This is a genomic window from Arthrobacter sp. 9E16 (assembly GCF_002929435.1).
GTDB lineage: Bacteria > Actinomycetota > Actinomycetes > Actinomycetales > Micrococcaceae > Arthrobacter_B > Arthrobacter_B sunyaminii.
In genome coordinates, this window is record NZ_PJIU01000004.1 from 177,436 (window position 1) to 203,623 (window position 26,188).

Annotated in this window: 24 protein-coding genes and 2 tRNA genes; 15 read left to right on the forward strand and 11 right to left on the reverse strand. The window is 64.4% G+C overall.

Annotation, left to right across the window (positions count from 1 at the left end; translation table 11 throughout):
• Positions 1-92 precede the first annotated feature (92 nt).
• Both ctaD and CXR00_RS18365 read left to right on the forward strand, forming a co-directional pair.
• Positions 93-1,847, forward strand: coding sequence for a cytochrome c oxidase subunit I (gene ctaD / locus CXR00_RS16520; RefSeq protein WP_104055875.1), 1,755 nt, complete (start codon positions 93-95; stop codon positions 1,845-1,847).
• A gap of 102 nt (positions 1,848-1,949) precedes the next feature.
• Positions 1,950-2,102: a hypothetical protein gene (locus CXR00_RS18365; protein ID WP_181032602.1), complete on the forward strand. Its 153-nt coding sequence runs from the start codon at positions 1,950-1,952 to the stop codon at positions 2,100-2,102.
• A gap of 93 nt (positions 2,103-2,195) precedes the next feature.
• Here CXR00_RS18365 and CXR00_RS16525 read toward each other — a convergent pair whose 3' ends face one another.
• Both CXR00_RS16525 and CXR00_RS16530 read right to left on the reverse strand, forming a co-directional pair.
• A complete protein-coding gene (locus CXR00_RS16525) occupies positions 2,196-6,692 on the reverse strand; it encodes an ExeM/NucH family extracellular endonuclease (protein ID WP_104055877.1) in 4,497 nt (1,498 codons plus the stop codon).
• Between the two features lie 213 nt (positions 6,693-6,905).
• Positions 6,906-6,993 (reverse strand) — tRNA-Ser (locus CXR00_RS16530).
• 65 nt (positions 6,994-7,058) lie between these two features.
• On the opposite strand from CXR00_RS16530, the gene CXR00_RS16535 reads away from it, so the two are divergent.
• The 7 genes from CXR00_RS16535 to CXR00_RS16565 all read left to right on the forward strand — a co-directional run bounded on the left by CXR00_RS16535 (position 7,059) and on the right by CXR00_RS16565 (position 13,317).
• Entirely contained in the window at positions 7,059-8,036 is a 978-nt protein-coding gene (locus tag CXR00_RS16535) for an NAD(P)H-quinone oxidoreductase (protein WP_104055879.1), read from the forward strand.
• 202 nt (positions 8,037-8,238) lie between these two features.
• Entirely contained in the window at positions 8,239-10,530 is a 2,292-nt protein-coding gene (locus CXR00_RS16540) for a carbon starvation CstA family protein (protein WP_104055881.1), read from the forward strand.
• 26 nt (positions 10,531-10,556) lie between these two features.
• Entirely contained in the window at positions 10,557-10,739 is a 183-nt protein-coding gene (locus CXR00_RS16545; protein ID WP_258060179.1) for a YbdD/YjiX family protein, read from the forward strand.
• 153 nt (positions 10,740-10,892) lie between these two features.
• On the forward strand, positions 10,893-11,153 hold the full coding sequence (locus CXR00_RS16550; RefSeq protein ID WP_104055882.1) for a hypothetical protein: 261 nt from the start codon (positions 10,893-10,895) through the stop codon (positions 11,151-11,153).
• A gap of 43 nt (positions 11,154-11,196) precedes the next feature.
• Positions 11,197-11,898, forward strand: a complete 702-nt coding sequence (locus tag CXR00_RS16555) for a bacterial proteasome activator family protein (RefSeq protein ID WP_237685782.1) — start codon at positions 11,197-11,199, stop codon at positions 11,896-11,898.
• Positions 11,899-11,903: 5 nt separating this feature from the next.
• Positions 11,904-12,383 (forward strand): hypothetical protein, encoded by a 480-nt coding sequence (locus CXR00_RS16560; RefSeq protein ID WP_104055884.1) that lies wholly within the window; start codon positions 11,904-11,906, stop codon positions 12,381-12,383.
• A gap of 97 nt (positions 12,384-12,480) precedes the next feature.
• Positions 12,481-13,317 carry an aldo/keto reductase gene (locus CXR00_RS16565; RefSeq protein ID WP_104055886.1) on the forward strand — a complete coding sequence of 279 codons (837 nt, stop codon included), beginning with the start codon at positions 12,481-12,483 and terminating at the stop codon, positions 13,315-13,317.
• Between the two features lie 82 nt (positions 13,318-13,399).
• On the opposite strand, the gene CXR00_RS16570 is transcribed toward CXR00_RS16565, so the two are convergent.
• The 6 genes from CXR00_RS16570 to tmk form a co-directional block, all read right to left on the reverse strand.
• Positions 13,400-13,475, reverse strand: a tRNA-Thr gene (locus tag CXR00_RS16570).
• Between the two features lie 79 nt (positions 13,476-13,554).
• Entirely contained in the window at positions 13,555-14,235 is a 681-nt protein-coding gene (locus CXR00_RS16575) for a VC0807 family protein (protein WP_104055888.1), read from the reverse strand.
• Between the two features lie 12 nt (positions 14,236-14,247).
• The gene (locus tag CXR00_RS16580; protein ID WP_219816040.1) at positions 14,248-14,841 is read right to left on the reverse strand and encodes a TetR/AcrR family transcriptional regulator; all 594 of its coding nucleotides are present in this window, start codon (positions 14,839-14,841) and stop codon (positions 14,248-14,250) included.
• Positions 14,842-14,954: 113 nt separating this feature from the next.
• A complete protein-coding gene (locus CXR00_RS16585; protein ID WP_104055890.1) occupies positions 14,955-16,547 on the reverse strand; it encodes an alpha/beta hydrolase in 1,593 nt (530 codons plus the stop codon).
• 73 nt (positions 16,548-16,620) lie between these two features.
• Positions 16,621-17,763, reverse strand: coding sequence for a DNA polymerase III subunit delta' (locus CXR00_RS16590; protein ID WP_104055892.1), 1,143 nt, complete (start codon positions 17,761-17,763; stop codon positions 16,621-16,623).
• Positions 17,760-18,455, reverse strand: coding sequence for a dTMP kinase (tmk, locus tag CXR00_RS16595; RefSeq protein ID WP_104055894.1), 696 nt, complete (start codon positions 18,453-18,455; stop codon positions 17,760-17,762). Before tmk ends, CXR00_RS16590 begins: the two co-directional genes overlap by 4 nt.
• A 60-nt stretch (positions 18,456-18,515) precedes the next feature.
• Here tmk and CXR00_RS16600 point away from each other — a divergent pair, with 60 nt between their 5' ends.
• Entirely contained in the window at positions 18,516-19,697 is a 1,182-nt protein-coding gene (locus tag CXR00_RS16600) for a PLP-dependent aspartate aminotransferase family protein (protein ID WP_104055896.1), read from the forward strand.
• A 9-nt stretch (positions 19,698-19,706) separates the two neighbouring features.
• Complete coding sequence (locus CXR00_RS16605; protein ID WP_104055898.1) at positions 19,707-20,027, forward strand: DUF2516 family protein; 321 nt, start codon at positions 19,707-19,709, stop codon at positions 20,025-20,027.
• Between the two features lie 67 nt (positions 20,028-20,094).
• Here CXR00_RS16605 and CXR00_RS16610 read toward each other — a convergent pair whose 3' ends face one another.
• Positions 20,095-20,817, reverse strand: coding sequence for a class I SAM-dependent methyltransferase (locus CXR00_RS16610; protein ID WP_258060558.1), 723 nt, complete (start codon positions 20,815-20,817; stop codon positions 20,095-20,097).
• A gap of 235 nt (positions 20,818-21,052) precedes the next feature.
• On the opposite strand from CXR00_RS16610, the gene CXR00_RS16615 reads away from it, so the two are divergent.
• Positions 21,053-21,805 (forward strand): phosphoglyceromutase, encoded by a 753-nt coding sequence (locus CXR00_RS16615; protein ID WP_104055902.1) that lies wholly within the window; start codon positions 21,053-21,055, stop codon positions 21,803-21,805.
• Positions 21,806-21,887: 82 nt separating this feature from the next.
• On the opposite strand, the gene phoU is transcribed toward CXR00_RS16615, so the two are convergent.
• Complete coding sequence (phoU, locus tag CXR00_RS16620; protein WP_104055970.1) at positions 21,888-22,550, reverse strand: phosphate signaling complex protein PhoU; 663 nt, start codon at positions 22,548-22,550, stop codon at positions 21,888-21,890.
• A gap of 186 nt (positions 22,551-22,736) precedes the next feature.
• On the opposite strand from phoU, the gene CXR00_RS16625 reads away from it, so the two are divergent.
• Both CXR00_RS16625 and CXR00_RS16630 read left to right on the forward strand, forming a co-directional pair.
• Positions 22,737-23,969 carry a cell wall metabolism sensor histidine kinase WalK gene (locus CXR00_RS16625; protein WP_104055904.1) on the forward strand — a complete coding sequence of 411 codons (1,233 nt, stop codon included), beginning with the start codon at positions 22,737-22,739 and terminating at the stop codon, positions 23,967-23,969.
• Positions 23,966-24,646: a response regulator transcription factor gene (locus tag CXR00_RS16630; RefSeq protein ID WP_104055906.1), complete on the forward strand. Its 681-nt coding sequence runs from the start codon at positions 23,966-23,968 to the stop codon at positions 24,644-24,646. The genes CXR00_RS16625 and CXR00_RS16630 overlap by 4 nt, the downstream gene beginning before the upstream one ends.
• Before the next feature lie 145 nt (positions 24,647-24,791).
• Here CXR00_RS16630 and CXR00_RS16635 read toward each other — a convergent pair whose 3' ends face one another.
• On the reverse strand, positions 24,792-25,385 hold the full coding sequence (locus CXR00_RS16635) for a hypothetical protein (RefSeq protein ID WP_104055908.1): 594 nt from the start codon (positions 25,383-25,385) through the stop codon (positions 24,792-24,794).
• A 267-nt stretch (positions 25,386-25,652) separates the two neighbouring features.
• Here CXR00_RS16635 and CXR00_RS16640 point away from each other — a divergent pair, with 267 nt between their 5' ends.
• Positions 25,653-26,135, forward strand: a complete 483-nt coding sequence (locus tag CXR00_RS16640) for a CarD family transcriptional regulator (RefSeq protein WP_104055910.1) — start codon at positions 25,653-25,655, stop codon at positions 26,133-26,135.
• Positions 26,136-26,188: the final 53 nt, after the last annotated feature.

Sequence of the window (26,188 nt, forward strand, 5' to 3'; positions counted from 1 at the left end):
GAAAGAGGAGACCTACGATACAGACACGGCGGGCTCTGAGGGGATCGCTGGAAGTACGTTGTTCTGGCCACTGCACCCAAGGATGGCACTGCATGTCGACGCTCAAGTACTCCACTGATGAATCCGGCACCTTCGTTGCGCCGCGCGTCGTTCCGCTGTCCAAGGGACGCATCGTCGTCAACTGGATCACCTCGACGGATCACAAGACGATCGGGTACATGTACCTGATCGCGTCGTTCATCTTCTTCTGCCTGGGCGGGGTGATGGCCCTGGTGATCCGCGCCGAGCTCTTCGAGCCCGGAATGCAGATCCTGCAGACCAAGGAGCAGTACAACCAGCTGTTCACCATGCACGGCACGGTCATGCTGCTGATGTTCGCCACGCCTCTGTTCGCCGGCTTTGCCAACGTCATCATGCCGCTGCAAATTGGTGCACCCGATGTTGCCTTTCCCCGGTTGAACGCGCTGGCTTTCTGGTTCTTCCTCTTTGGCAGCACCATCGCGGTCAGCGGGTTCATTACGCCTCAGGGCGCGGCGTCCTTTGGATGGACGGCCTATGCGCCGCTGTCCAACACCACGTTCTCGCCCGGGATCGGCGGGGACCTGTGGGTGTTCGGGCTGGCCCTGTCCGGGTTCGGCACTATCCTGGGCGCAGTCAACTTCGTCACGACGATCATCTGCCTGCGCGCCCCCGGCATGACCATGTGGCGGATGCCGATCTTCACCTGGAACACGCTGGTCACCGCCATCCTGGTCCTCATGGCGTTCCCGCCCCTGGCCGCAGCACTGTTCGCCCTCGGAGCGGACCGCCGGTTCGGAGCACACATCTTTGACCCCGACCGCGGCGGCTCCATCCTTTGGCAGCACCTGTTCTGGTTCTTCGGCCACCCCGAGGTCTACATCATCGCCCTGCCGTTCTTCGGCATCATCTCGGAAGTGCTGCCGGTCTTCAGCCGGAAGCCGATCTTCGGGTACAAGGGGCTCGTCTTTGCCACGATCGCCATTGCAGCCCTGTCCGTCACCGTGTGGGCCCACCACATGTACGTCACCGGTGCGATCATGCAGTCCTTCTTCGCCTTCATGACCATGCTGATCGCCGTACCGACCGGCGTGAAGTTCTTCAACTGGATCGGCACCATGTGGCGGGGATCCATCACGTTCGAGACGCCCATGCTGTGGAGCATCGGCTTCCTCATCACGTTCCTCTTCGGCGGCCTGACGGGCATCATCCTGTCCTCGCCGCCGCTGGACTACCAGGTCTCTGACACCTACTTTGTGGTGGCACACTTCCACTACGTGATCTTCGGAACCGTTGTGTTCGCCATGTTCGCCGGCTTCTATTTCTGGTGGCCCAAGTTCACCGGGAAGATGCTTAACGAGCGTTTGGGCAAGATCCATTTTTGGCTGTTGTTCATTGGGTTCCACGGCACGTTCCTGATCCAGCACTGGCTGGGCGTTATCGGCATGCCGCGCCGCTACGCCGATTATTTGGTGGAGGACCGCTTTACCGCCATGAACCAGCTGTCCACGATTTCCTCCATGATCCTGGGCGTTTCAATGATTCCGTTCTTCTGGAACGTGTACATCACCTGGCGCCGGGGACGCCGGGTGGACGTGGATGATCCCTGGGGCTTCGGGTGTTCGCTGGAGTGGGCCACGTCCTGCCCGCCGCCGCGCCACAACTTCACCTCCCTGCCCCGCATCCGGTCCGAGCGTCCTGCCCTGGACCTGCATCATCCGGAGCTGAAACCGCGGGCCAACGAGGACACGGACAACCCCATGGTCAAGGTCTTCGGGGCTGCGGATATGGGCAGTGAGAAGCCCAACGATCCGGACCCGCGGGACTAGCTGTCTGAAGGCAGCCAGCGGGTCTAGACCTGCCGCCGCGCGTGCACCATCCTGACCACCTCGATCCTGGGCAAGACCATCGAAGGTTCGCTCGGCGGCACCGTGGCCGACATCGAGGAGGTCTTTGACCTGATGCTCCGCGGCGAAATTACTCCGGGCTACGAGGAAATCACGTTCGACCAGATCGGCGAGGGCCTCGAGCGGCTGAAGAACAACCAGGTTCTCGGCCGGCTCGTTGCCCGCTTCGGGAACTAGACGCCGCAAATAAGAGGCGGTGCCGCCGGGACCCAGGGTCCCGGCAGCACCGCCTCTTATTTGTCTCAGGCTCTATTGATCAAGCAGCCCGGACTAGCCCCGCTGACTCAGACAGACCAGGTACTTGGCCCACTCGAGGGCGTACCGGAGCCAGCCCCGGACATCCCACCAGTGCTGGGGCGGAACCGGAGCCTTGCAAACCGGAGCCGGCGGAACTGTCGGAGCAGCCTCCACCGTGACAGGAAGCGTCACCGTGGTACCGGACGGAGCCGCGGTGAGCACCAGGGTGCCCGAACCGGAAGCCGACGCCGGCAGGGTGACGTTCACAGTTGCCGTCCCGGTTGCCACAGGGGCTGTTCCCAGAGCGGTGGCGGTGCCGGCCGCATTCACCCAGCTGGCGGCCAGCCCGGTGTTCGCGGGGCTGCCCAGCGAGGTCAGATCCAAACCGGACACGGTGAAGGACGCCGCGGTTCCGGCCGTTGCAGTTGTCGGGGCGCCCTTGACGATGACGCCCTGGCGGGCAAAGTCCGGGGAGAGCGGACTGTTGGCTTCGATGTAGCTGATCCAGGCATCACGGTCCACCAGTCCGGAGTCACGGGTGTCAGTGCCTTCGGAGAAGACGGTGAAGTTGTCGCCGCCCTGGGCCAGGAAGCTGAAGGTGCCCACCCGGTAGGCGCGGGACGGATCCATGGCGGCACCGTTGATGGTGACGGTCTGGATCCGGGAGCCGCGCGGCTGGTCCGGATCATAGGTGTAGGTGATGTTGTCGGACAGGCCCAGCGCCAGGAAGGCACGTGAGCTTCCGTCGGGCTGCCACTGCTGTTCCAGCATCGTCTTGAGCTGGGCACCGGTGAGCGTGGTGGTCCACAGGTTGTTGACGAACGGCAGCACTGCGTTGGCTTCGGCGTAAGTGATCACGCCGTCGTCGCCGTAGTACAGCTCGGCGCGCAGACCGCCGGGGTTGGTGACGCCGATTTCGGCGCCGCCGCGCTCGGCGGAGGACAGCGTGTTCAACAGGGAGTCTGCCACGAGGTTGCCCAGCGTGGATTCCGAGCTGCGGTCATCGCGGACCGTCCCGTTGAACGCCGTCGTAATGTCAGCCGTCACCGAACCGACCGGCTGGTTGCCGATCTCGGCAGCGGAGGCCAGCGCCGCATCCACGATGGACTTGACCTCTGCCACCGCGGGGTAGGCGGCAACGAGTGACTCAGCGCTCGCGGTGGTCCGCGGAACGTTGGTCGCCGTGTAGGACAGCACCTCATCCGTGGCCGGGTTGTAATCCAGGGTGATCTGGCCGACAAACTCGCCGTAGGAACCGGTCTGCAGCACCGGACGGGTCTTGCCGTCAGTGCCGGGAACGGGGGCATCCCAGGCGTACTGCTTGTGGGTGTGCCCGGTGTAGATGGCGTCCACCAGCGGGCTGGTGCCGTTGATAATCTCGGCAAACGCGCCGCCGTCCGCCAGTTCATCGGCGAGGGAAGCGCCGTCGGGGGTGCCGCTGCCGGCACCCTCGTGGTACTCGGCGATGATGACGTCCACATCGCCCTCCGCCTGCAGCTTTTCAGCTACGCGGTTGACGGCTTCCACGGGATCACCGAACTCCAGCGCGGCAATTCCGCCGGGCGTGACCAGCGTGGAGGTCTCTTCGGTGACGGCACCGATGACGGCCACGGAAACGCCGTTGACGTCCAGGACCGTGTATTCGTCCAGCGCCGGGGTGGTGGTGCCCTTGAGGTAAACGTTGGCGCCCAGGTACGGGAAGTCCGCAGCCGGATCAACCCGGTCCGTGAGGTCCGAGTAACCGGCATCGAACTCGTGGTTGCCCACTGCCGAGGCCCGCAGTCCCAGGGCGTTCAGCACGTCGAGGGTGGGGACATCCTGCTGCACCGAGGAGGCGAACAGCGAAGCGCCAATGTTGTCTCCCGCGGAGAGGAACAGCGAGCTGCCCTCGGGTGCGGCGGCCTTGAGCTGTTCAACGGTTCCGGCGAAATTCACGGTGTTGTCATCAATGCGGCCGTGGAAATCGTTGATGTTCAGCAGGTTCAGTTCCTCGGTTTCGGTTCCGGCCGGGGTCAGGTCCAGGCCGACGAGGATGGGATCGTGGTCCGAGGAACGGTACGGATCCGGTGCGTAGTAGTTGGTGACGTTGGTGTTGTAGCGGCTGTATTCCAGCGCCACCGACTCCACCGAGTTGATGTTCCAGATGTCGGCACCGGTGACGGCTTCAGCTGCTTCCTCAGATGCCAGGATGTGGTCCAGGGAACCAACCATCCCACTGAAGGCGTAGGAGTGCTTGCCGGTGGCCTTGCCCAGATTCACGTAACCGGCTTCGGCCAGAACGTTCATCGGATCCTCGGCGGCGTAGGAGTTGAAGTCTCCCAGCAGGAAGACCTTTTCCGTGCCGGCGGCTTCGGCTGTGCTGTCGGCGAAGGCCGCCAGTGCCTGAGCCTGCCGCACGCGGTCAGCGTTCCAGCCGCCCTGCCCGGTGTCGGCGTTTTCTCCGGAAGCCGGAGCCGATCCCTTGGACTTGAAGTGGTTGCTGACGGCCAGGATGGTGGAGCTGTCATCCCCGCCGGCGGGCTTGAAGGCCTGGGCCAGCGGTTCACGGGCGTTGGAGAAGACGGTTTCATCGTTGAGGATGACGGATTCACCCACCGGCTCGGCAACGGCTGTGCGGAAGATGAAAGCGGTGCGGATGACGTCTTCAGCGTCCGGGAGGGCTGCGGGGGAGCGGACATAATCCCAGGTTCCCGGTGCTGCCTCATTCAGGGCGGCGGTCAGGTTGGCCAGGGCTTCATCGCGGTCCTTGCCGAACACTGCGGAATTCTCCACCTCCATCAGGGACACGACGTCGGCGCCGAGCGCGTTGATGGCGGACACGATCTTGGCCTGCTGGCGTTCCAGGTTCTCCGGGTTTGCGGCGCCGCGGGCATCGCAGCCACCGCGCACGGTTAGCGGTGCGCCGGACCGGTCGTTGTAGTAGGTGCAGCCGGTGAGGTCCGTGCCGGTGGTGCTGAAGTAGTTGAGCACGTTGAAGGAGGCGAGCTTGAGGTTACCTCCCACGCTTTCAGGTGCGGCGGTGCGCGTGGCTTCGAACGACGCCGGGACCACCTCTGCAGCATTGGCTGCCGTCAGAGCCGTCAACGGCTGGAACTTCCAGGCACTGTTGCGGTAGTCCAGGATGACGCCGGTGGTGAAGGTGGCGGCTGCGCCGATGCGCACCGGGTTGTCCATGGTCAGGTACGGAAGCGGGATGCCCTGGTTGGCGGCGCTGAGGAAGTTGATGCTGGCGCCGTCGTCGAGCTTTACGGCCCGTGCCGCATTGTCGGCTTCGGCGGCGGCGTGTTCCGGGGTGCCCACGGCAGCGACGGCGGTGGGCTGGACCAGGGGCGAGTCGCCTGCGGCCAGTCCGATCTCCGCGTACTGGTTCAGGGAGTAGTTGTCGGTCACGGTATAGCTGCCCTGCGGTGCCAGCAGCATGCCCTCGAGGGCTTCGCGCTCCGCGTCGGAGGCAGGCCAGGCAACAGCGGCAGGCTTGACCTCTTCGGCAGGCAAGTCGAGCTTGGTCATCTGGCCGGCGGCAACGGTTATCTGGGTAAGGCCGAAGTATTCGCCGACTGCGCCGGTGACCTCAACATAGTCGCCTGCTGCCACTGAGCCGACGGTGTCTGCGGAGAACACAAAGATGCCGTCCGAAGCGGTGTGGGTGGCCGGATCCAGTGCGCCGCCGGTGCCGGGGGTCTGGATGTAGTAACCGTTGAACCCGCCGGTGGGATAGACACCTGTGACTTTTCCGCGGGTGGTGACGGTCTGGCCCACCAGCGGGCTGGTGTCACCGGTCCCCTGGATCTGGGCAATGGGAATGGCGCCCGCAGGCGGTTCGACGGGCGTGGTGGGGGACGGCGTGGGGGTTGGAGTCGGCTCAGTGGGAGCCGTTCCGCCGGTTCCGGTGGGGGTCACAGCCGCACTGAGCACGAAATCCGCTGCGTTGTTGTTCGTGTCCGCGAATCCGGTCCGGTTCAAGGACTTGGGATCGCTGTTTCCTGCCGGTGCGGCGGCCGCCGAGGTTTCGAAGGTGTTCGAGGTTCCGTAGCCAAGGAGATCAACGACGCCGGCGGCGGCGGTGACCGAACCGGTGGGCAGGGGATCCACCCGGGTGGACTGGCTGGACAGGATCAGGGTGCCGCCCGAGCCGGAGAAGCTGGCGCCGATCGTCGCATCGGCTTCGGGCAGGGGTGCTCCGGTGGCTCCGTTGGAGGCGCCGGAGACCAGATAGTAGCCGCCGGCAGGAATGGTGCCGGACAGTGCGCCGATGCCGGTGGGAGCCCCCGTCGAGCCCGCGGCACGGTACTGAAGCGACCAGCCGTCAAGGCTGACGTCGGCGGAAGTCGGGTTGTGCAGCTCCACGAACTTGCTGGCAAACGGTGCATTGGCGCTGCCGCCGCTCAGGTAGGCCTCGTTGATGATGATGCCGGGGGAAACAGCAGCACTGCTGTCTTGTGCAAAGGCCGGCAGCGCCGTGATCGGTGCTGCCAGCAGGCCGGCGGTGAGGGTGGTTCCCAGCGCTGCCTTCCAGAATGGTCTTCTCATGCCTCTTGCTCCTTGGTCCGCTGGGGTGCCAGCCGACAGTAGTGGACACCGCCGAGCGGCGCCAAGGGGGGTAACTGGAGTGACGCACGTAATACTATGTGGTCCACGTTACGAACACATGGCCTGCAGGAGACGAATCGTAGTTTTTGCCGGCGGGAGAGTCCGGGCAACAAAAAAGCGGCCCCGATAAGGGACCGCCTTTAAGGCTTTACGCGGAAGGTAAGGGATTCGAACCCTTGGTACGGGGTTACCGCACACTGGTTTTCAAGACCAGCTCCATCGGCCGCTCGGACAACCTTCCTCACTAGTAGTCTGGCAGAAAGGTGCAAAACACCCAAAATTCGATCAAGCACCGTGGAGGTCAGAATGAGAGCAATTGTCATTAATGCACCCGGGGGTCCGGAAGCCCTGCAGGTTCAGGAGGTGCCGGCACCGGTGCCCGGTCCCGGGGAGGTCCTCATCGATGTGGCAGCTGCCGGCTTGAACAGGGCGGATGTGCTGCAGCGCCAAGGCCATTACCCGGTTCCGGCCGGCTCCTCCGAATACCCGGGTCTTGAGGTGTCGGGCCGGATAGCCGCAGTGGGAACCGGCGTCGAAGGACTCTCGGTGGGGGCCGACGTCGTCGCCCTGCTGACGGGCGGCGGTTACGCCGACCAGGTGAATGTCCCGGCGGGGCAGGTCCTGCCTGTCCCGGCCGGCCTGGACCTGGTGACGGCGGCAGCCTTGCCGGAAACCGCTGCCACTGTGTTTTCCAACCTGTTCATGGCCGCCGGGGTCACTGAGGGGGACCACGTCCTGATCCACGGGGGAGCCGGCGGAATCGGAACCATGGCCATCCAAATGGTCGCGGCGTTCGGTGCCGTCCCTATGGTCACCGCGGGATCACCGGAGAAACTGGAACTGGCGCGGTCCCTGGGCGCCCAGGTCCTGATCAACTACAAGACCGAGGATTTCGTGGCTCGGGTGCGCGAAGTCACCGACGGCCGCGGAGCTGACGTCATCCTGGACGTCATCGGAGCGAAGTACCTGCAGCGTAACCTCGAAGCACTGGCGGTATCCGGACGCCTGGTTATTATCGGCCTGCAGGGCGGCACCAAGGCGGAGATCGACCTCAACCTGCTGATGCGCAAGCGGCTGGCCGTCATCGGGACCACCCTGCGCGCCCGCCCGACTGAGGAAAAGGCCGCCATCATGCAGGCGGTCAAGCAGTATGTCTGGCCGCTGGTTGAGGCAGGAAAAATCCGTCCGCTGGTGGACAAGACCTTCCCCCTGGCCGAAGCCGCAGCAGCCCACGAGTACTTCGACTCCGGTGTCCACACAGGAAAAATCCTGTTGACCACCTGAGGCAGCGGATACCTGCCGGTGCGGGTATCCATCCCTGTATCCCGGCGGGGCCGGTGACTGCTCCGGACAGTCACCGGCCTGTCTTGTGCCCGGGGTCACAGCGCACTGCTACCCTCTGTGGCAAGAGTCCGGAATCTTCCGGCTCCCGCCGGTTCCACTGCCGGCTTCCGCGCTTCATTACCGCAAGCAAAGGGACCCCTCCATGAGTGAGAATCGCCGGCGCCGGGCCGCTCCCGGAAAACCTGAGGACAGCGACGTCCTGGTGCAGGATCCGGACCTTCCGCCGGTGGCCCTTGACGCCGAAACGGCAGACGCCCAGGATCGGGAATGGACTCCGCTGAAGATCGCCATTTGGTCCGGCATCGCCCTGCTGGGCGGCGTGAGCTGGTACATGCTGGCCCTGGTCCGCGGGGAAACCGTCAACGCCATCTGGTTTGTGTTCGCCGCTGTCTGCACGTACTTCATCGCGTACCGCTTCTACTCCAAGTTCATCGAGCGCAAACTCCTGCAGCCCAATGACCTCCGCGCCACCCCGGCGGAGTACAAGGCGGACGGCAAGGATTACGCCGGCACGGACCGCCGCGTGCTGTACGGGCACCACTTCGCCGCCATCGCAGGAGCGGGACCCCTGGTCGGGCCCGTCCTGGCGGCCCAGATGGGCTACCTGCCCGGCACCATCTGGATCATCATCGGCGTCGTCCTGGCCGGCGCCGTCCAGGATTACCTCGTCATGTACTTCTCCATGCGCCGCGGCGGGCGCTCGCTGGGCCAGATGGCCCGCGAGGAACTCGGACGCGTGGGCGGCACCGCGGCCCTGATCGCCACCCTCGCCATCATGATCATCATCGTGGCCATCCTGGCCCTGGTGGTCGTCAATGCACTGGCGGAAAGCCCGTGGGGCGTCTTCTCCGTGGGCATGACCATTCCGATCGCCTTGTTCATGGGCGTGTACCTGCGGTTCCTGCGTCCCGGCAAAGTCACCGAAGTTTCCATCATCGGCTTTGTCCTGCTGATGCTGGCCATCATCGGCGGCGGCATGATCGCGGACACCGCGCTCGGCGACGCACTGACCCTGGACAAGACCGTCATTGCCTGGGGCATCATCATCTACGGCTTCATCGCCGCCGTGCTGCCGGTCTGGCTGCTGCTGGCCCCCCGTGACTACCTCTCCACCTTCATGAAGGTGGGAACGATCGTGATGCTGGCGGTTGCCATCATCATCGTCCGGCCGGAAATCACCGTACCGGCCATCAGCGAATTCGCGTCAACGGACAACGGCCCGGTGGTTGCCGGCCCCCTGTTCCCGTTCCTCTTCGTCACCATTGCCTGCGGAGCCCTGTCCGGGTTCCATGCCCTGATCGCCTCCGGAACCACTCCGAAGATGATCGAGAAGGAACGGCAGACCCGCTTCATCGGCTACGGCGGCATGCTGATGGAGTCCTTCGTGGCCATCATGGCCCTGGTCGCAGCCATCTCCATTGACCGCGGCATCTACTTCGCCATGAACTCCTCGGCTGCAGCCACCGGCGGCACCGTGGAAGGCGCCGTCGCCTTCGTCAACAGCCTGGGCCTGGCCGGCGTGAACCTGACTCCGGACATGCTCACCAACATGGCCTCAAACGTGGGCGAGGAATCCATCGTGTCGCGCACCGGCGGCGCACCCACCCTCGCCGTCGGCCTGGCCCAGATCATGCAGAGCCTGATCGGCGGCTCCTCGATGATGGCGTTCTGGTACCACTTCGCCATCATGTTCGAGGCGCTGTTCATCCTCACCGCAGTGGACGCCGGCACCCGCGTGGCCCGGTTCATGCTGCAGGACTCCATCGGCAACTTCATCCCCAAGTTCCGTGACACCTCCTGGCGCACCGGAGCCTGGATCTGTACGGCCGTCATGGTGGGAGGTTGGGGCTCGATCCTGATCATGGGGGTCACGGATCCATTGGGCGGCATCAACACGCTGTTCCCGCTCTTCGGCATCGCCAACCAGCTGCTGGCCGCGATCGCCCTGGCCATCTGCCTGGCCATCCTCGCGAAGAAGAACGTGTTCAAGTACATCTGGATTGTGGTGCTGCCGCTGGCCTTCGCCTCGGTGGTGACCATCACCGCGTCCATGTACAAGATCTTCTCCACTGTTCCGGCCGTGGGTTACTGGGCGCAGCACAACGCCTTCAAGGGAGCCCTGGAGCGGGGCGAGACCAGCTTCGGAACGGCCAAGACAGTGGAAGCCATGGAAGCGGTGGTTCGGAACACCTTTATCCAGGGCACGCTGTCCATCGTGTTTGTCACCCTCGCCATCATCGTCATCGTCACCGCCGTTCTCGCGAGCATCCGCTCGTACCGCTCCGGCGGTGCACCCAGTGCCGAGGACCCAGCAGTTCCCTCGCGGATGTTCGCACCCTCGGGCTTCCTCGCCACCCCGGCGGAGAAGGAAATCCAGGCGCAGTGGGATGCCCTCCCGGAGGACCGCAAGGTTGTTCGAAAGGCCCATTCGTGACCCCGGCCGGTGCCCGGACGGCAGGAGTGAGGGACGGGCTTCGCGGGTTCGTCCGGTTGTTCCGCGACGTCATGGGTGAAGACGCCTACCGGAAGTACGTGTCCTTCCACCGGGCCTCCGGATGCACTGGGCCGCTGCTCAGCGAACGTGAGTTCTGGAAGGACAAAATGGACCGCCAGGACGCAAACCCGGCGGGCCGCTGCTGCTGACGGATCCAGTTTCATGACGATGACGGCGGCACCAGCCCTGGTGCCGCCGTCATCGTTTGCGCGGCAGCTGCCGGCAACGGACCGGACAGCCCGAAGCATGTCGTTATGTTTCCCGGCCTTGAGCGTCAGCCGCGCATCGGCCTACCGTGAAGAATGGGACATCACCGGAATGCCGAGAACATGCCGCAGGACGAGCACCTGCGCGATGACATCAACCTCCCCGTCACAGATACGGCCGACAACGGGAATGAACACTTGGCCGAGGACATTAACCTGCCACGGGAATCAGGGGTGGGGCCCGAATTTGATGACCGGCACTACACCGCCGGACAGCTCAATGCCGGCCAGCAGGTCGCGGGCCTGAGCCCGAGCGGGGAGTACGCGAAAATGCGGGAGGAAGAGCTCGAAAACTAGCTCGCCACCGGGTAATCAGGGTCAACCATGAGAGCATTAACGCATGACTGAAGAGAACGGATCCGCCGACCGCGGGACTGCGGCGCGTGCGCCCAAATCCGACGATTCATCACGTGCCGGGAAAGTCGGAGGTGTTGAGGCGCCGTCCAGCAACCCGCCGGTGGGCGTTCCGGGCGCCGGCGGCGGAGCACCCGGCAACGGTGCGGAAAACCCTGCCTCCGGCGGCGACAGCGTAGCCGGTCCGCCAAAGCTGCGCGATCTGGTGGACCAGCCCGCAAAGGTCATGCGGATCGGAACCATGGTCAAGCAGCTCCTGGAGGAGGTCCGGAACGCGCCGCTGGATGACGCAGCGCGTAACCGCCTGGCGGAAATCCATGAGCGGTCCCTCCATGAACTTGAGGACGGACTCGCGCCTGAACTGGTGGAAGAACTCCACCGCATTAACCTGCCTTTCGGAGATGACACCGTTCCCACCGACGCCGAACTTCGCATCGCCCAGGCCCAGCTGGTCGGGTGGCTGGAAGGACTGTTCCGGGGCATTCAAACCGCCATCGCAGCCCAGCAGACCGCCAACCAGCAAATGGCTTCACGTCTGCAGCTGCGCCAGCTCCCGCCCGGCACCGTCCTGGCCCCCGGCGTCATTATCGGCGAGAACGGTGAGCCGCGCCGTGCCGATTCTTCGGCCCAGAGCCGCATCGGATCCACCAACCCCGAACCGCATGCCGGTCCCGGGCAATACCTGTAGGACCAATGGCACTTTTTGCAGCCGCCCGGCAGGGGCGGAAGGACGACACCCAACTCGGAAAAGGCGTGTGGCGCCGGGCCCATGACCGCTTTACCCGCGGTTTGGACCGGTACCACCAGATGCTGGAGGGGGTGGAAGACGACGCCGTTTACAACGAGCTGGTGACGGTGGCCAACAGCTTGTCGGAGCTGCTGCCGCGGGTGCGGGAGGTGTGCATGGCTGCCCAGCGCCGGCTGCCCAGCGACGGACAGGACATTCCGGGAGCCCTCATCGCCGTGCACCGCGCTCTCTCCCGCAGCGGCAACTCCCTGGCAGCCACCGCGGAGGCCGCGGCCATGTCCCGGCTTGAGGGCGAACGCTGGGGGTATGCCTCCGCAGGTCTGCAGAACGTTCACCGGCGGGCGCAGCTGGTCGCCGAAGACGTGCTGGAAGCTGAACGCGCATTGAAGGTCGCCGTCCCCGGACCCGCCGGCTCCAGAAAATAAATCCGCAAAACGGGAATAGGGCGGGTGCTTTTTTCGCGTCCAGCATAGAGGCGTCATTCAATGCCGGATACCGCCGGTCATTTGCGAAGATAGGCGAATGACTACATCACCGGTTTTGACTTTCAATGACGGCAACACCATCCCCCAGCTCGGCTACGGCGTGTGGCAGGTTGAGGATGAAGTTGCCGAAAAGGTAGTGGGACAGGCCTTCGAGGTTGGCTACCGCCACATCGACACTGCCAAGATCTACGGCAACGAAGCCGGCGTTGGCCGTGCCATCGCTGCTACCTCTGTTCCCCGCGGGGACATGTTCATCACCACCAAGGTGTGGAACGCGGACCAGGGCTACGAAGAGACCCTGAAGGCCTTCGACGCTTCCATGGAACGCCTGGGCCTGGAAACCCTGGACCTGTACCTGATCCACTGGCTGCAGCCGAAGCAGAACAAGTACGTGGACACCTGGAAGGCCCTGATCGAACTGCAGAAGCAGGGTCGCGTCAAGTCCATCGGTGTCTGCAACTTCACCGTGGAGGCGCTGCAGGAAATCATCGACGCCACCGGCGTTGTCCCGGTCCTGAACCAGGTTGAAACCCACCCGTACCTGAACCAGTCCGAGCTGCGTGCCTTCGAAGCCAAGCACAACATCCTGCATGAGTCCTGGTCCCCGCTGGGCTCCGGCAAGGGTCTGCTGGAAGATCCCAAGCTGGTGGAGATTGCCGCGAAGTACGACGGCGCCACCCCGGCCCAGGTGGTCATCGCCTGGCACCTGGCGCTGGGGAACATCGTGATTCCGAAGTCCGTGACCGAGTCCCGGATCAAGGAAAACTGGGAGTCCCTGGACCTCAAGCTTGCGGATGAGGACATCGACGCCATCAATGCCCTCGACAACGGCACACGCTACGGAGCGGACCCGGCCACAGCCGACTTCGCCTAGGCCGCCGGCGGCCTCCGCCTCAGGAGGCCACCGACGCGACACGCAAAAACCCCTGGAAACTGAGTTTCCAGGGGTTTTTCTGTGGAGCCTCCTGCCAGAATCGAACTGGCGACCTTCTCATTACGAGTGAGACGCTCTACCAACTGAGCTAAGGAGGCGGGCTTCACCTGTCCGCTAAGGGCCAGAATCCACAAGGAACAACTTTATATGCCACAGCCCGGCTGGTCAAAACGGGCGTCATTGGGCCGGAGTTTCCGGCACGTCATAGAACAGGGACCATTTTCGGGCAGTCCCTGTCACTTGGTAGTAAACGTTGGCGAACGTTATGAGTACCACGGTGGTGAGCGCGGACAGTGCGGCGGACAGCGAAGGCACGCTGTCAACGGGCAGCGTGTAGGCCATGAAGATGCGCAGAACGCAGTCAATGATCAGCGCGAGGCCCCATGCCACTGAGGTGACCCGCCAGACCCGGCGGAAACGGGGCACGCGCTCCCAGACAGCGTCCCAGTCGCCGGGCCAGCCGAAACGGCCCTCCAGCAGCGGTCTGCTGAACAGGTAGACCAGCGGCCGCCGGGTAAAAGCACTGGCCAGGAACCATGCTCCCGCGAGACCAGTGGCCCATGCACCCCGGGCCAGCAGGAAACGCACGTCGCCGGCGATCAGAGAAACTCCCGTGCTGAAGACCATCAGGGTGATCACGAAGGCCGTCACCGGTCCGAGCGTCCGCCGGCGGACAACGTCGACGGCGGTTCCGGCCAGGGAAACGGCGGTTCCCGCCAGCAGGGCCAGATAGGCGCTGACACCCATGGCGCGGAGCCCGTAGAACAGCGCCAAAGGCAACAGCAGGTCGGCGGCCAGCCGCAGGCCGCGCATCAGCCGCTTTAGAGTGGAACCGTGCTGTACTGCCGGACGTTTCACCTCGCTCCTTCCTTATGCTTCACTCCGGGTGCCCAGCTCAAACAGCATCGCCAGCTCGCGGGCATAGGCAGCGCAGTCCAGCTCCGGTTCCCGCTCCAGCAGGAACGGCAGCCCGTCCACGCAGCGCTGGACGGCGGCTGCCATCACCAGGGGGTCAAAGGGCCGGAACTCTCCGGCCTCCTGGCCCCGGCGCAGCAGTTGCTCCAGCGGCGCCCCGGCCCCGGCATCATCGGCTGCCGAATAATTCAGGGCTCCCGCCAGGAGAATCTCTGTCAGGGCCTTCATGGGCGCGCGGTTGTCGGCAATGAACTGCACGGTCGCTTCGATGTACGCCCGCAGCTGGGCGGCAGCACTGACATGGGACCGCATTTCCCCGCCGGTCCAGTTGCCGATGGCGGTGATGACGTCCGCCGCCACGGCGGCCATCAGGTCGGCTTTTCCGGCGAAATGATAGGAAATCAGGCGCGTGCTGGAGATTCCGGCGCGCTCAGCGATGCGGGCGAACGACGCACGGTCGTACCCCTGTTCAGCGATGACTTTGATGGTGGCGTCAATGATCTGGGTCCGCCGTGCGGCCCCGGTGACCGTCACCGGTCTTACCTGCATGAGTAAAAAATACGCCGCCGAAGTAACGGCGGCCAGAGGCTTCCACAAAATAAAAAGAGCTGCCCTGCCTGGCCTGGATTCCAGACGTCGGCAGGGCAGCTCTTTACAAAGGGTTAGGAGCAGACCTTGTCCTCGCCGGGCACGGTGCCGTCAATGAAGTAGTCGTCCACCGTATCGGCGATGCAGTCATCCCCGCGTCCATAGGCCGTGTGTCCCTCGCCCTCCCAGGTCACCAGGGTGGCCGAATCCAGCTGTTCGGCCAGGGCCACCGACCACTGGTACGGGGTGGCCGGATCGCCGGTGGTGCCGATGACCAGCAGCTCAGCGGCGCCTTCGGCCTTGATCTCGTGCGGGGTGTTGACCGGTTCGTAGGGCCAGGACTCGCATGTGATGCCGCCGTAACCGAGGAATTTCCCGATCGTGGGGGAGGCTTCTTCGAGTTGCTTCGCGTCCAGGGCCATCTGTTCGTCGTCGGCCGTCATCGGATAGTCCAGGCAGTTGATGGCGCTGAAGGCCACCGTGGTGTTGGACCCGTAGGTGCCGTCCGGCTGGCGGTCGGCGTTGAGGTCTGCAAGGTACAGCATCGTGGACGGATCACCCTGGAGCGCTTCATCAAGCGCCTGCGTGAGGATCGGCCAGTTGTCCGAGTTGTACAACGGCACGATGAGGCCCGTGACAAAGGTGGACACGGTGACGGTCCGGCCGTCCTTGGCCCTCATGGGGCTGGCCTCGACCGAGGCAATCAGGTCCCGGATCGTCTGTACGGCCTCGTCGGTGCTTCCGGACAGGGGGCAGCCAGAGGAGGTCAAACAATCCTCTACGTAGGCACGGATGGCGTTTTCGAAGCCTTTCGCCTGCCCGAGAGTGATCTCTTCATTGCTGGCGGAAGGATCCAGGCCGCCGTCGAGAACCATGCGGCCCACTTTGTCGGGAAACAGTTCGGCGTAAGTGGCACCCAGGAAGGTGCCGTAGGAGAAGCCCAGGTAATTCAACTGCTTGTCACCGGCCACCGCGCGCAGGATGTCCATGTCCCGGGCCGCGCTGACGGTGTCCACGTGGCCCAGCAGTTCGCCGGTCTTCGCTTCGCATTTCGCCGCCAGTTCCCTTGCGTCCTCACGCGCGGCTTCCCGCCCGGCCGGTTCGGCCGGGTCGTAGTATTCTTCGCGAAGCGCATCCAGTTCGGCATCGGTGAGGCATTCCACCGGGGTGGACCGTCCGACGCCGCGGGGGTCAAAGCCCAAGATGTTGAAGTTCTCCCGCAGCCGGTCCGTGGTTACGTAGTCCACGGACTCACGGACGGTGTCATAGCCGGAGCCCCCGGGACCGCCCGGATTCAGCAGGATGGTGCCCTGCGGCGTGTCATCGGACCGAGCCAGAATGGCGGCCAGTTCAATGCTCTCGCCCTCCGGATCCGCGTAGTCCAGCGGAACCTCCACCGTGGCGCACTGGAAGCTGCTTCTAAAACCCGTCTCGCATTCTTCCCAGGTCACTTCCTGGCTGTAAAACGGCAGCAGGTCCTCGGGGACGTCTCCGATCACGTCAGCCGAGGCTGCCGTAGGAGCAGCGCTGGCGGACGACGACGGGGAGGCAGTGCCGGTTTCATCCGACGCAGTGTCCCCGGTACAGGCAGCGATGCCCGTCAGCAGGACGACGGCGGACGCTGCAGCCAGCGCGAGTCGGGGAAAGCGGCGGCTGGCTGTGGTCATCGTTGCTCCTGTAAGCGGTGGATGGTGCGATGGTTGTCAGCGGACTGGTGCTGGCCGTGCTGGCTGCGCGGGCTTATAACAGGCTAACCGCCATGGCTTCGATGGCCAGCAGCGGCGCCACGTTGGTGGATACCAGGCGCCTGCGCACCACGTTGATTTCCTCCATCCGCAGCAGTGTCTGCTCCGGAGAGCCCTGCGCGGCGTACTCGGTCAGCTCACGGCGCAGGGATTCATTGACGAGGGTGTCGGCGTTGCCCAGCTGGAGCATGAGCACGTCCCGGTAGAAGGACAGCAGATCGGTCAGAGCCCGGTCAAAGTAGTCGTTCTTCGACCGTTTGGCGCGGCGGACCTGGTCCTCCTCGAGGCGCTTTACCTGGCTTCGGATCGACGGCGGCAGCGTTCCGCTTTCCGGTGCGCCCAGGGAGGTCAGCAGCGACTGCCGCTCGGCGGCGTCTCGCTGCTCAAAGGAACTGGAGGCTTCGGCTTCGGCCAGGGCCACCAGATCGGCCGCCGCTTTCATGGCGCCGGAGACATTGCGCAGGGACAGGGGAAGCCGCACGATGGAGTCCCGGCGGCTGCGTGCGCCCTCATCCGTGGCCAGCCGTTTGGCAATGCCAATGTGACTTTGGGCGGCACGTGCCGAAGCGCGGGCCACCTCGGGGTCAATGCCGTCGCGGCGGATCAGGAGCTCAGCAACATCTTCGACCGGAGGCAGACGCAGGCTGACGGCACGGCAGCGGGAACGGATGGTCACCAGGACGTCGCCGGGGCTGGGGGCGCAAAGCAGCCAGATGGTGCGCGGCGGCGGTTCCTCGATGGCTTTGAGGAGCACATTGGTGCTGCGCTCCTGCATGCGGTCGGCGTCTTCGACGATGATGACGCGCCAGCGGCCGGTGGAAGGCTTGTCCTGGGCCTTGCGGACCAGTTCCCGGGCTTCATCGATGCTGATGGTCACTTTCTCCGTGGTGACGGAAGTGACGTCCGCGTGTGAGCCAGCGAGTGCAGTCCGGCAGGCCTTGCATTCTCCGCAGCCGCGCAGGGCCGGGTCCTGCTGGTCGCACAGCAGGGCGGCGGCAAAGGCGCGGGCGGCATTGGAACGCCCGGACCCGGGCGGTCCGGTGAACAGCCAGGCGTGGTTGGGGGTTGCCTGGGCGGCCCCTCGGCGCAGCTGGTCAACCACGGGAGCCTGGCCCTGCAGATCGTCCCAGACACTCACGGCAGCAGCTCCTGCACCTTGGCCAGGATGGCGGCTGCCAGCTCTTCCACCGGCCGTCCGGCGTCGAGCACCAGATAGCGGTTCGGTTCGGTGCGGGCCTGTTCCAGGAAGGCCCGGCGGATTCGCAGGTGGAAGGTGTCCGGCTCGGATTCCAGCCGGTCCTCGGCGGCCTCGTTTGCCGTGCGCCGCAGACGGCCCTGCCCGGGATCAACGTCGAGCAGCACGGTGAGGTCCGGGGTGAAGCCCTCCGTGGCCCAGATGTTCAGCTGCCGCACCTCGTCCGTGCCCAGGGACCGCCCGGACCCCTGGTAGGCCACCGAGCTGTCGATGAACCGGTCGCAGACCACCACCTCGCCGCGTTCCACCGCCGGGCGGATTACCTGTGCCACGTGCGCGGCCCGCGAGGCCGCAAAGATCAAGGCCTCAGTGCGGGCGTCGATTTCGCCGTTGCCGTGCTCCAGCACCAGGGACCGGAGCTGTTCTCCCACCGGCGTTCCGCCGGGTTCACGCGTGCGGACCACGGTGTGCCCGGATGATTCGAGGGCCGCAGTGAGCTTGGCGGCCTGTGTCGACTTGCCGGCACCGTCGCCGCCCTCGAAGGTTATGAACAGGCCGGGCGTACCGGCTGGGACATCAGAAATACTCACCTGCCTAGCGTACCCAGTCCGGCTGGGAGGCAGCTGCCGGTCCATGGGTCCCTGCGCGAACGTAATGCGCGGACCTATCCCGAATCAGCGCATTAGGCTGGTCCCATGAGCCAAGCGCCGAACCACCACTGGACAGCGAACCTTTCACCGGACACCGTAGTGGTGTCCGCGGGGCGCCCGCCGCGTGAGCCGGATGCACCGGTCAACCCGCCCATTGTGCTTTCCTCCACTTTCCACGGCGCAGGGACTCCGGCTCCCGGCGACCGGGTGTACGGACGGTTTTCCAACCCCACCTGGGACCCCTTTGAAACGGTTCTGTCAGAGCTTGAAGGAGCAGCTTTGCCGGCCCTGGTCTTTTCCTCGGGCCTGGCTGCCGTGGCTGCCGCGTTGTCGCTGGTTCCCGCCGGCGGAATCCTGGTGATGCCGCAGCACAGCTATCAGGGTTCCCTGCTCCTCGCCGCGGAAGAGGCAGCCAACGGACGTTTCACCGTCCGGACCGTGGACATTGCGGATACGGAGCAGGTGCTGGCTGCCCTGCAGGGTTCATCGGGGGAGTCCGGAACCTCCCGCCCGGCGGACATGCTGTGGATTGAAAGCCCCACGAATCCGATGCTAGAGGTGGCTGAGATCGACGTGCTGGCCCGCGCCGCGCATGACGCCGGTGCGCTCGTGGTCGCGGACAATACCTTTTCCACGCCCCTGGTAACCCGTCCGCTGGAGCTGGGAGCCGACGTCGTCCTCCACTCGGTCACCAAGTACCTTGCCGGGCACTCGGACGTAATCCTTGGAGCACTGGCCACGTCGGATGAGGACCTCCGCGCCCGGCTGCACAACCACCGCTCGCTGCACGGCGCCATCGCGGGACCCTTTGAGGTGTGGCTGGCGCTGCGCGGGCTACGGACCCTGGCGCTCCGGATCGAAAGATCGCAGACCACGGCGGGCCTGCTGGCGGACCGGCTGCTCGGACATCCGGCCGTGGAAGCGGTCCGCTACCCGGGTCTGCCCGGGGACGCCGGATATGAACGCGCCGTCAAGCAGATGGACGGGTTCGGTTCCATCCTGTGCATCGAAGTTGCCGGCGGGGCCGAGGCTGCGGAAGCCGTGGCAGACAAGGTTCGTTTGTGGCTCCCGGCCACTTCGCTGGGCGGAGTGGAATCACTGATTGAGCGCCGGCGGCGCCAACCGGGGGAACCGCATTCGGTGCCGGAGAACCTGCTGCGGCTCTCGGTGGGCATCGAGAACGCCGAGGACCTCTGGTCGGACCTGTCCCAAGCGCTGGCAAGGTAGGCTGAAACGGTGATTGCCGTTCTGCTTCTTGAGCCCATCCTGTACCAAGTCCTCGGCTTGGCTACTCTGATCATTGCGCTGTGGGCCTTTTCGGACGCGCTGCGCCGCAAGCCGCAAATGTTCGAGGCTGCGGACAAGCGGACCAAGGGCTTTTGGCTGGGCATGACCGGTGCCTCTACAGCTGTCGGAGTGTTCAGCTCCCTTACCCCCGGCGCGCTGCTGCCCTTCACCCTGGCGGCACTGGTGGCAGCGTGCGTCTACTTGGCTGACGTCAAGCCTTCGGTCAGCGGTTCCGGCCGCGGAAACTCCGGCCCCTACGGGCGCTGGTAACGGCTCCATAAACGCTCAAACGGCGGCTTAGCCGGCGTCCGGCGGAGCCGGCCGGGACCCCGGCGGCTCAGCTCGGGGCGACGGCGTCCCATGCGACGGTGATTTCGCCCAGCCGCCAGCGGGCCGGGCCGGTCATCAGCGGCCAGCCGGAGGCACGCAGGTCCGCGCACATTGCCAGCCAGCGCTGCCGGTTGCCGTAGGAGCCCTGGGGCGCTGCCGCCAGCCACGCCTGGTCCATGGCCTGCAGCAGGGCATGGACTTTTTCGCCCGGGACGTTGCGGTGGATCAAAGCTTTGGGCAACCTCTCGGCCACGTCCGAGGGCAGCGTAAAAGCACCAAAGCGCAGGGAGATGCTCAGGGACACCGGCCCGTTGGAATCCAGTTCCACCCACGTGGAGCGCCGGCCAATCTCGTCACAGGTCCCGTCCACGAAGATGCCGCCGGGAGCGAGCCGCGAGAGAACCATGTCCCAGTGCGCCCGGTATTCGTCCTCCGAATACTGCCGGAGCACGTTAAATGCCCGCACCATGACCGGACGCCGTCCGTCCGCAGGCAGTTCGAAGCCGCCCTGCCGGAAGGAGAGGCCGTCCCGTTCCAGCGGCTTCGCCGCGCGCACCCGGGCCGCGTCAATCTCAATACCCATGATCTCGACGTCGGGACGGACCCGCCCCAGGCGGGCATGAAGCTCGACGGCGGTGGTCGGGGCGGCCCCGTAACCGAGGTCAACAATCAGCGGGTCTGCCGCTCTGCGCAGGCGCCACCCCTGAGGGCCGGCCAACCAGCGGTCCACCCGTCGTAGTCTGTTGGGGTTTGTAGTGCCCCTGGTCACATTTCCTACGGGTTTCTGCAGTTTTTGCACTAAACAATGTTACTTGTCCGCAACCGGGTCCCCGGACCGCGTGCAGCGGACTAAGGCTGTGCCCCGGGAGGGTTCACGTCGCGCAGGCACCCAAAGTAAGCCGTAACGTTGGCCGCCAGGACGCAACCCTGCCCCCGGTGCGGTGTCCTCCGTTACGATGACATATATGACTTACAAACTGATCCTTCTGCGCCACGGCCAGAGCGAATGGAATGAAAAGAACCTGTTCACCGGCTGGGTGGACGTGGATCTGACGGACCTCGGCCGGGCCGAAGCGCTCCGCGGCGGCGAGCTGCTCGTGGAAGCGGACATCCTCCCCGACATCCTCTACACCTCGCGGCTGCAGCGTGCGATCAACACCGCCAACATTGCCCTGGGCGCGGCGGACCGCATCTGGATCGATGTAAAGCGCAGCTGGCGCCTGAACGAGCGGCACTACGGTGCCCTTCAGGGCAAGGACAAGGCCCAGACCCTGGCGGAATACGGTGAGGAGCAGTTCATGCTCTGGCGCCGGTCCTATGACACCCCGCCGCCGCCCCTGCCCGATGACAGCGATTTTTCCCAGGCACACGATCCGCGCTACGCCGATCTGTCGCAGGACGAGCTGCCGCGAACCGAGTGCCTCAAGGACGTCCTGGAGCGGTTCCTGCCGTACTGGGAGTCGGACATCTCCGCCGATATCAAGTCGGGCAAGACGGTCATGATCGCCGCGCACGGCAACTCGCTGCGTGCCCTGGTCAAGCATCTGGACGGCATCAGCGACGCGGATATCGCAGCCGTCAACATTCCCACGGGCATCCCGCTGGTTTATGAACTGGATGAAAACCTCAAGCCGGTCAAGGCCGGCGGCACGTACCTGGATCCGGAGGCCGCAGCGGCGTCCATCAAGGCCGTGGCCAACCAGGGCAAGAAGAAGTAAGCGTCTTTCCCGGCTTCTGCCGGGAACAACAGGAAAGGGCGGCCCCGCGGGGCCGCCCTTTCCTGTTGTTGTTCCTCGATGTTTAGCGGCTGGACTCGGACATCGGCTGCCACTCGCCGGTCACCAGGTAATTAACCTTCCGGGTGACCGAGACGCCGTGGTCCGCGAAGCGCTCAAAGTAGCGGCTGGCCAGGGTGAGGTCAACGGTGCTGACCGCGGACACGTTCCAGTCCGGCGAAGCAATGGCCTTGAAGACGCCGGCGTGGAGCTCATTGATCCGGTTATTGCAGGCGTAGATGTCATTGCTCAGTTCCAGGTTCCGCGTCTCGAGCAGCTCAGTAAGCAGCTCGGAAATACGGATGTCCAGCCGCGCCATCTCGCTGAAGGTTTCCACCATGGGCTCGGGCACCACATGCTCGGGGTAGCGCAGGCGGGCCAGCTGGGCGATGTGCCGCGCCAGGTCACCCATCCGCTCCAGTGAGGCGCTCATCCGCAGGGAGCCCACGATCATGCGCAGGTCGCTGGCCACCGGCCCCTGCAGTGCGAGGACATCGATGGCCCGCTCATCGAGGTCATTCTGGAGGAAGTCGATGCGCGCGTCGGCGGCAATGACATCCTGCGCCAGTTCAGTGTCGGCGCCTTCGAAGGCTGCGGTGGCTTTCTGCATCGCTTCGGTGACGAGCTCGGAAATCTGGGTCAGCTCTTCGCCAATCTGATGAAGCTCGGCTTGAAAAACCTTACGCACTTCGGCGTCCTTTCGGTTGTGCAGCATCCTGCCCTGGTTGTCCGCAGCTGTTGATCGCGGCCATGCTGGCAGGATTTCAGTTAGCGGTTAACGGTTGGGCTTCTTTTGATGAACGTTAGTTTAACGGATCAGCTTATGCCACCGGAGAAGCCTCCCGCATTTCCGCGGTCAGCCTAAGCTAGGAGAGTGAATCCTGTATTGCTGGGCCTGATTGCCGGGGTCCTCGGCCTGGCCGTGGGCGTTTCCGGTGTGCTTGCGTATGTGTCCAGCCGGCGCCAGCGCCAAGAGCTTGCCGCAAACGATGACCCGGCCATCCCCAACGGAGCAGCGGAAGTGCTGGCCGCCATTGGCCGGGCTTACATCGTGGTGGACGCGGTCGACGGCGTGGTGCGGGCCAGTCCGGGCGCCTACGCTTTGGGGCTGGTCCGGGGGCACACCCTCGTGCCGCCCGAACTGCTGGCTATGACCTCCCGGGTCCGGCGTGACGGAGTCATTGAGGAACGGCAGCTGGAGCTGCAGCGTGGACCGTTGGGCCAGGGCAGCACCATCCTGCAGGTTCGAGTGGCAACCGTGGGGGAGGAGTACATCCTCATCCTCGCGGACGACCACACCGAAATCGCCCGCACCGAAGAGGTGCGCAATGACTTTGTCGCCAACGTATCCCATGAGTTGAAGACCCCCGTGGGAGCAATCTCGCTTCTTTCCGAAGCTTTGGATGACGCCGCAGGTGACGAAGAAGCAGTGCGGCGCTTTGCGGCCAGAATGAGCAAGGAATCCGCGAGGCTCACGTCGCTGGTCCAGGACATCATCGAACTCTCACGCCTGCAAAGCACCGACATGGTGGACCGGGCCCGTGAGGTGGACCTGAACCAGCTCGTTGCCGAGGCGGTGGAAGCCAACCGGCTGCCGGCCGAGAACCGCAAGACAACCGTCGTCGTCGGCGGCTCCGTTGACGGCGCTGTCTATGGCGACGCGAAGATGCTGACCACGGCCTTCCGTAACCTGATCGACAACGCCATCCGATATTCGCCGGAGGGGAGCCGGGTGGGTATCGGCCTGCGGTCCCGCGACGGTATGGCGCAGGTTTCGGTTACCGACCAGGGGCCGGGGATCAACCCCGAGGACCAGGAACGGATTTTTGAGCGTTTTTACCGCATCGACAGTGCCCGGTCACGGCACACCGGCGGCACGGGCCTGGGTTTGAGCATCGTCAAGCACGTCGTCTCCAACCACGGCGGGGAGGTGAACCTCTGGTCCCAGCCGGGGCAGGGTTCCACCTTCACGGTCCGGCTGCCGGAGATGGAGTCCGCTGAGCCGTCTGCGGAGAAGCAGCAGCGATCGGACGCCGCCGGCGCCCGTGCACGGAAGGCAACCCCGCCGGCCGGCGGAGGAACGCGCGAACAAGGAGTCAGTGCTTGAGCAGGATCCTGATGGTTGAAGACGAAGAGTCCTTCAGCGACCCGCTGTCCTATCTTCTGGAACGGGAAGGTTTCGAGGTCCAGGTCGTGGACAACGGTAATGATGCCGTAACGGAATTCGACCGGCGCGGCGCGGACCTCGTGCTGCTGGACTTGATGCTTCCGGGCCAATCCGGCACTGAAGTCTGCCGGCAACTCCGCCAGCGATCCGATGTCCCCATCATCATGCTGACAGCGCTGGACGGAGAGATCGACAAAGTCGTGGGCCTGGAACTGGGGGCTGACGACTACGTCACCAAGCCCTACAGCTCCCGCGAACTGCTGGCCCGTGTCAGGGCAGTGCTGCGCCGCCGAAGCGACAGCGGGGAACTGTCCGGACCGTCCGTTGAGGCAGGACCCGTGCGCATGGATCTGGACCGCCACGTGGTCAGCGTCAACGGAGAGAACGTGCCGCTGCCGCTCAAGGAGTTTGAGCTGCTCGAGTTGCTTCTTCGCAATTCCGGCCGCGTTCTGACCCGCGGCCAGCTGATTGAACGGGTGTGGGGCGCGGACTACGTAGGTGACACCAAAACACTTGACGTGCACGTCAAGCGGCTGCGCGGGAAGATTGAACCGGATCCGTCGCTGCCGCGCCATCTGGTGACAGTGCGCGGGCTGGGCTACAAGTTCGAAGCCTGACCGGCTCACGGGTCCCGGAAGCCGTGGCCTGCCCGACACGGAAAATCCGTCTCACACTGAAAACGTCGCACACGGAAAAAGGGACCAGGCCCGGTGGCCATGATCCCTTATCCCTGCCGGCATTGCGCCGGCACAAGCTGATGAACTAGTTGGACTGCACCGGCGCAGGCGTTTCCGCAACTCCGCTGTCAACGCCTGTGTCCTGCTCAGCGCCGGCCTCGTCGGAGGGAACCATGGTGGCAACGTCCGAGGGCGCAGCCGACGGTGTCGGCAGGTACTCGCGGTAGTCAGCCAGGGTTCCGTCAACAACCGGGATGTTCACTTCGACGGTCTCGGTGCCGTTGCTCGCGTCGCCGCGCAGTCCGGTTCCCGGCTTCACATCCACGTTCGGCACAGTCACCTCGGCGGCAGCTGCGTCTTCGAAGACCACTTTGTCTCCGGCTTCGATGTTCCAGGTAAGGGTGGTGCCGCCGGTGGCCAGCGAGAATTCAACGTCCTCGGAGGAGGCGTTCACCACTGTGCCCAGGAGGCGGCCCTCTTCGCCGTCGCCGTTGCTGACCATCAGGATGTTGCGCAGCTCCACGTCTCCGACGTTTTCGACGATTCCGTCAGACGGGGAGTACTCGCGCACCGTTGCCTGCTCGTTCACGGCGCTGCAGCTGGAGACTCCCAGTACGGCCAGCGCAATTACACCGGCGGCAGCTGCTCGCTGCGCCCGGTTCTTGGGTGTGAATCTCACAGCACAAACTCCTGGGGTATTGCGGTCTCTCGACCGGCGGCGTTTCTTTTGTGCCTAGCCTATCGGCAAACCCTCAAAATGTTGGATTTTGGCCCGTTGCGGGGGACGTAAAGCTGGGCCCAGGAAGACGCATCGCCGCAGGTGGGAATGGGAAATAGGGTCCGAATAATACTCAGCCTGATGACGATCGACTACCTGACCTGCGAAAACTCTACTCGGCGTATCGCACACATGGTAAACTAGAGGTTGGGAAAGGGGAAAGTCCACATGGTTTTTGAGGTTGGCGAAACAGTTGTTTACCCTCACCACGGTGCCGCGAAGATCGAAGAGATCAAGATGCGGACCATCAAGGGCGAAGAGAAAATGTATCTCAAGCTTAAGGTGGCACAGGGTGATCTGACCATAGAAGTACCGGCTGAGAACGTCGACCTCGTTGGGGTTCGGGACGTAGTGGGCAAAGAAGGTTTGGAGCATGTTTTTGACGTGCTGCGGGCCGAGCTCACTGAAGAACCCACCAACTGGTCGCGCCGCTACAAGGCGAACCTGGAGAAGTTGGCTTCCGGTGACGTGGTGAAGGTGGCAGAGGTCGTACGTGACCTGTGGCGCCGCGACCACGACCGTGGGCTCTCCGCCGGGGAAAAGCGTATGCTCGCAAAAGCCCGCCAGATTCTGATTTCAGAACTTGCGCTGGCCGAAAAGACGGACGAGGATCAGGCCGCAGTTGTTCTGGACAAGGTCCTGGCAAGCTAAGCAGCAGCATCCAAGATAGAACGCAGCACCTACGGCACGCTGCCGGTCCTTTG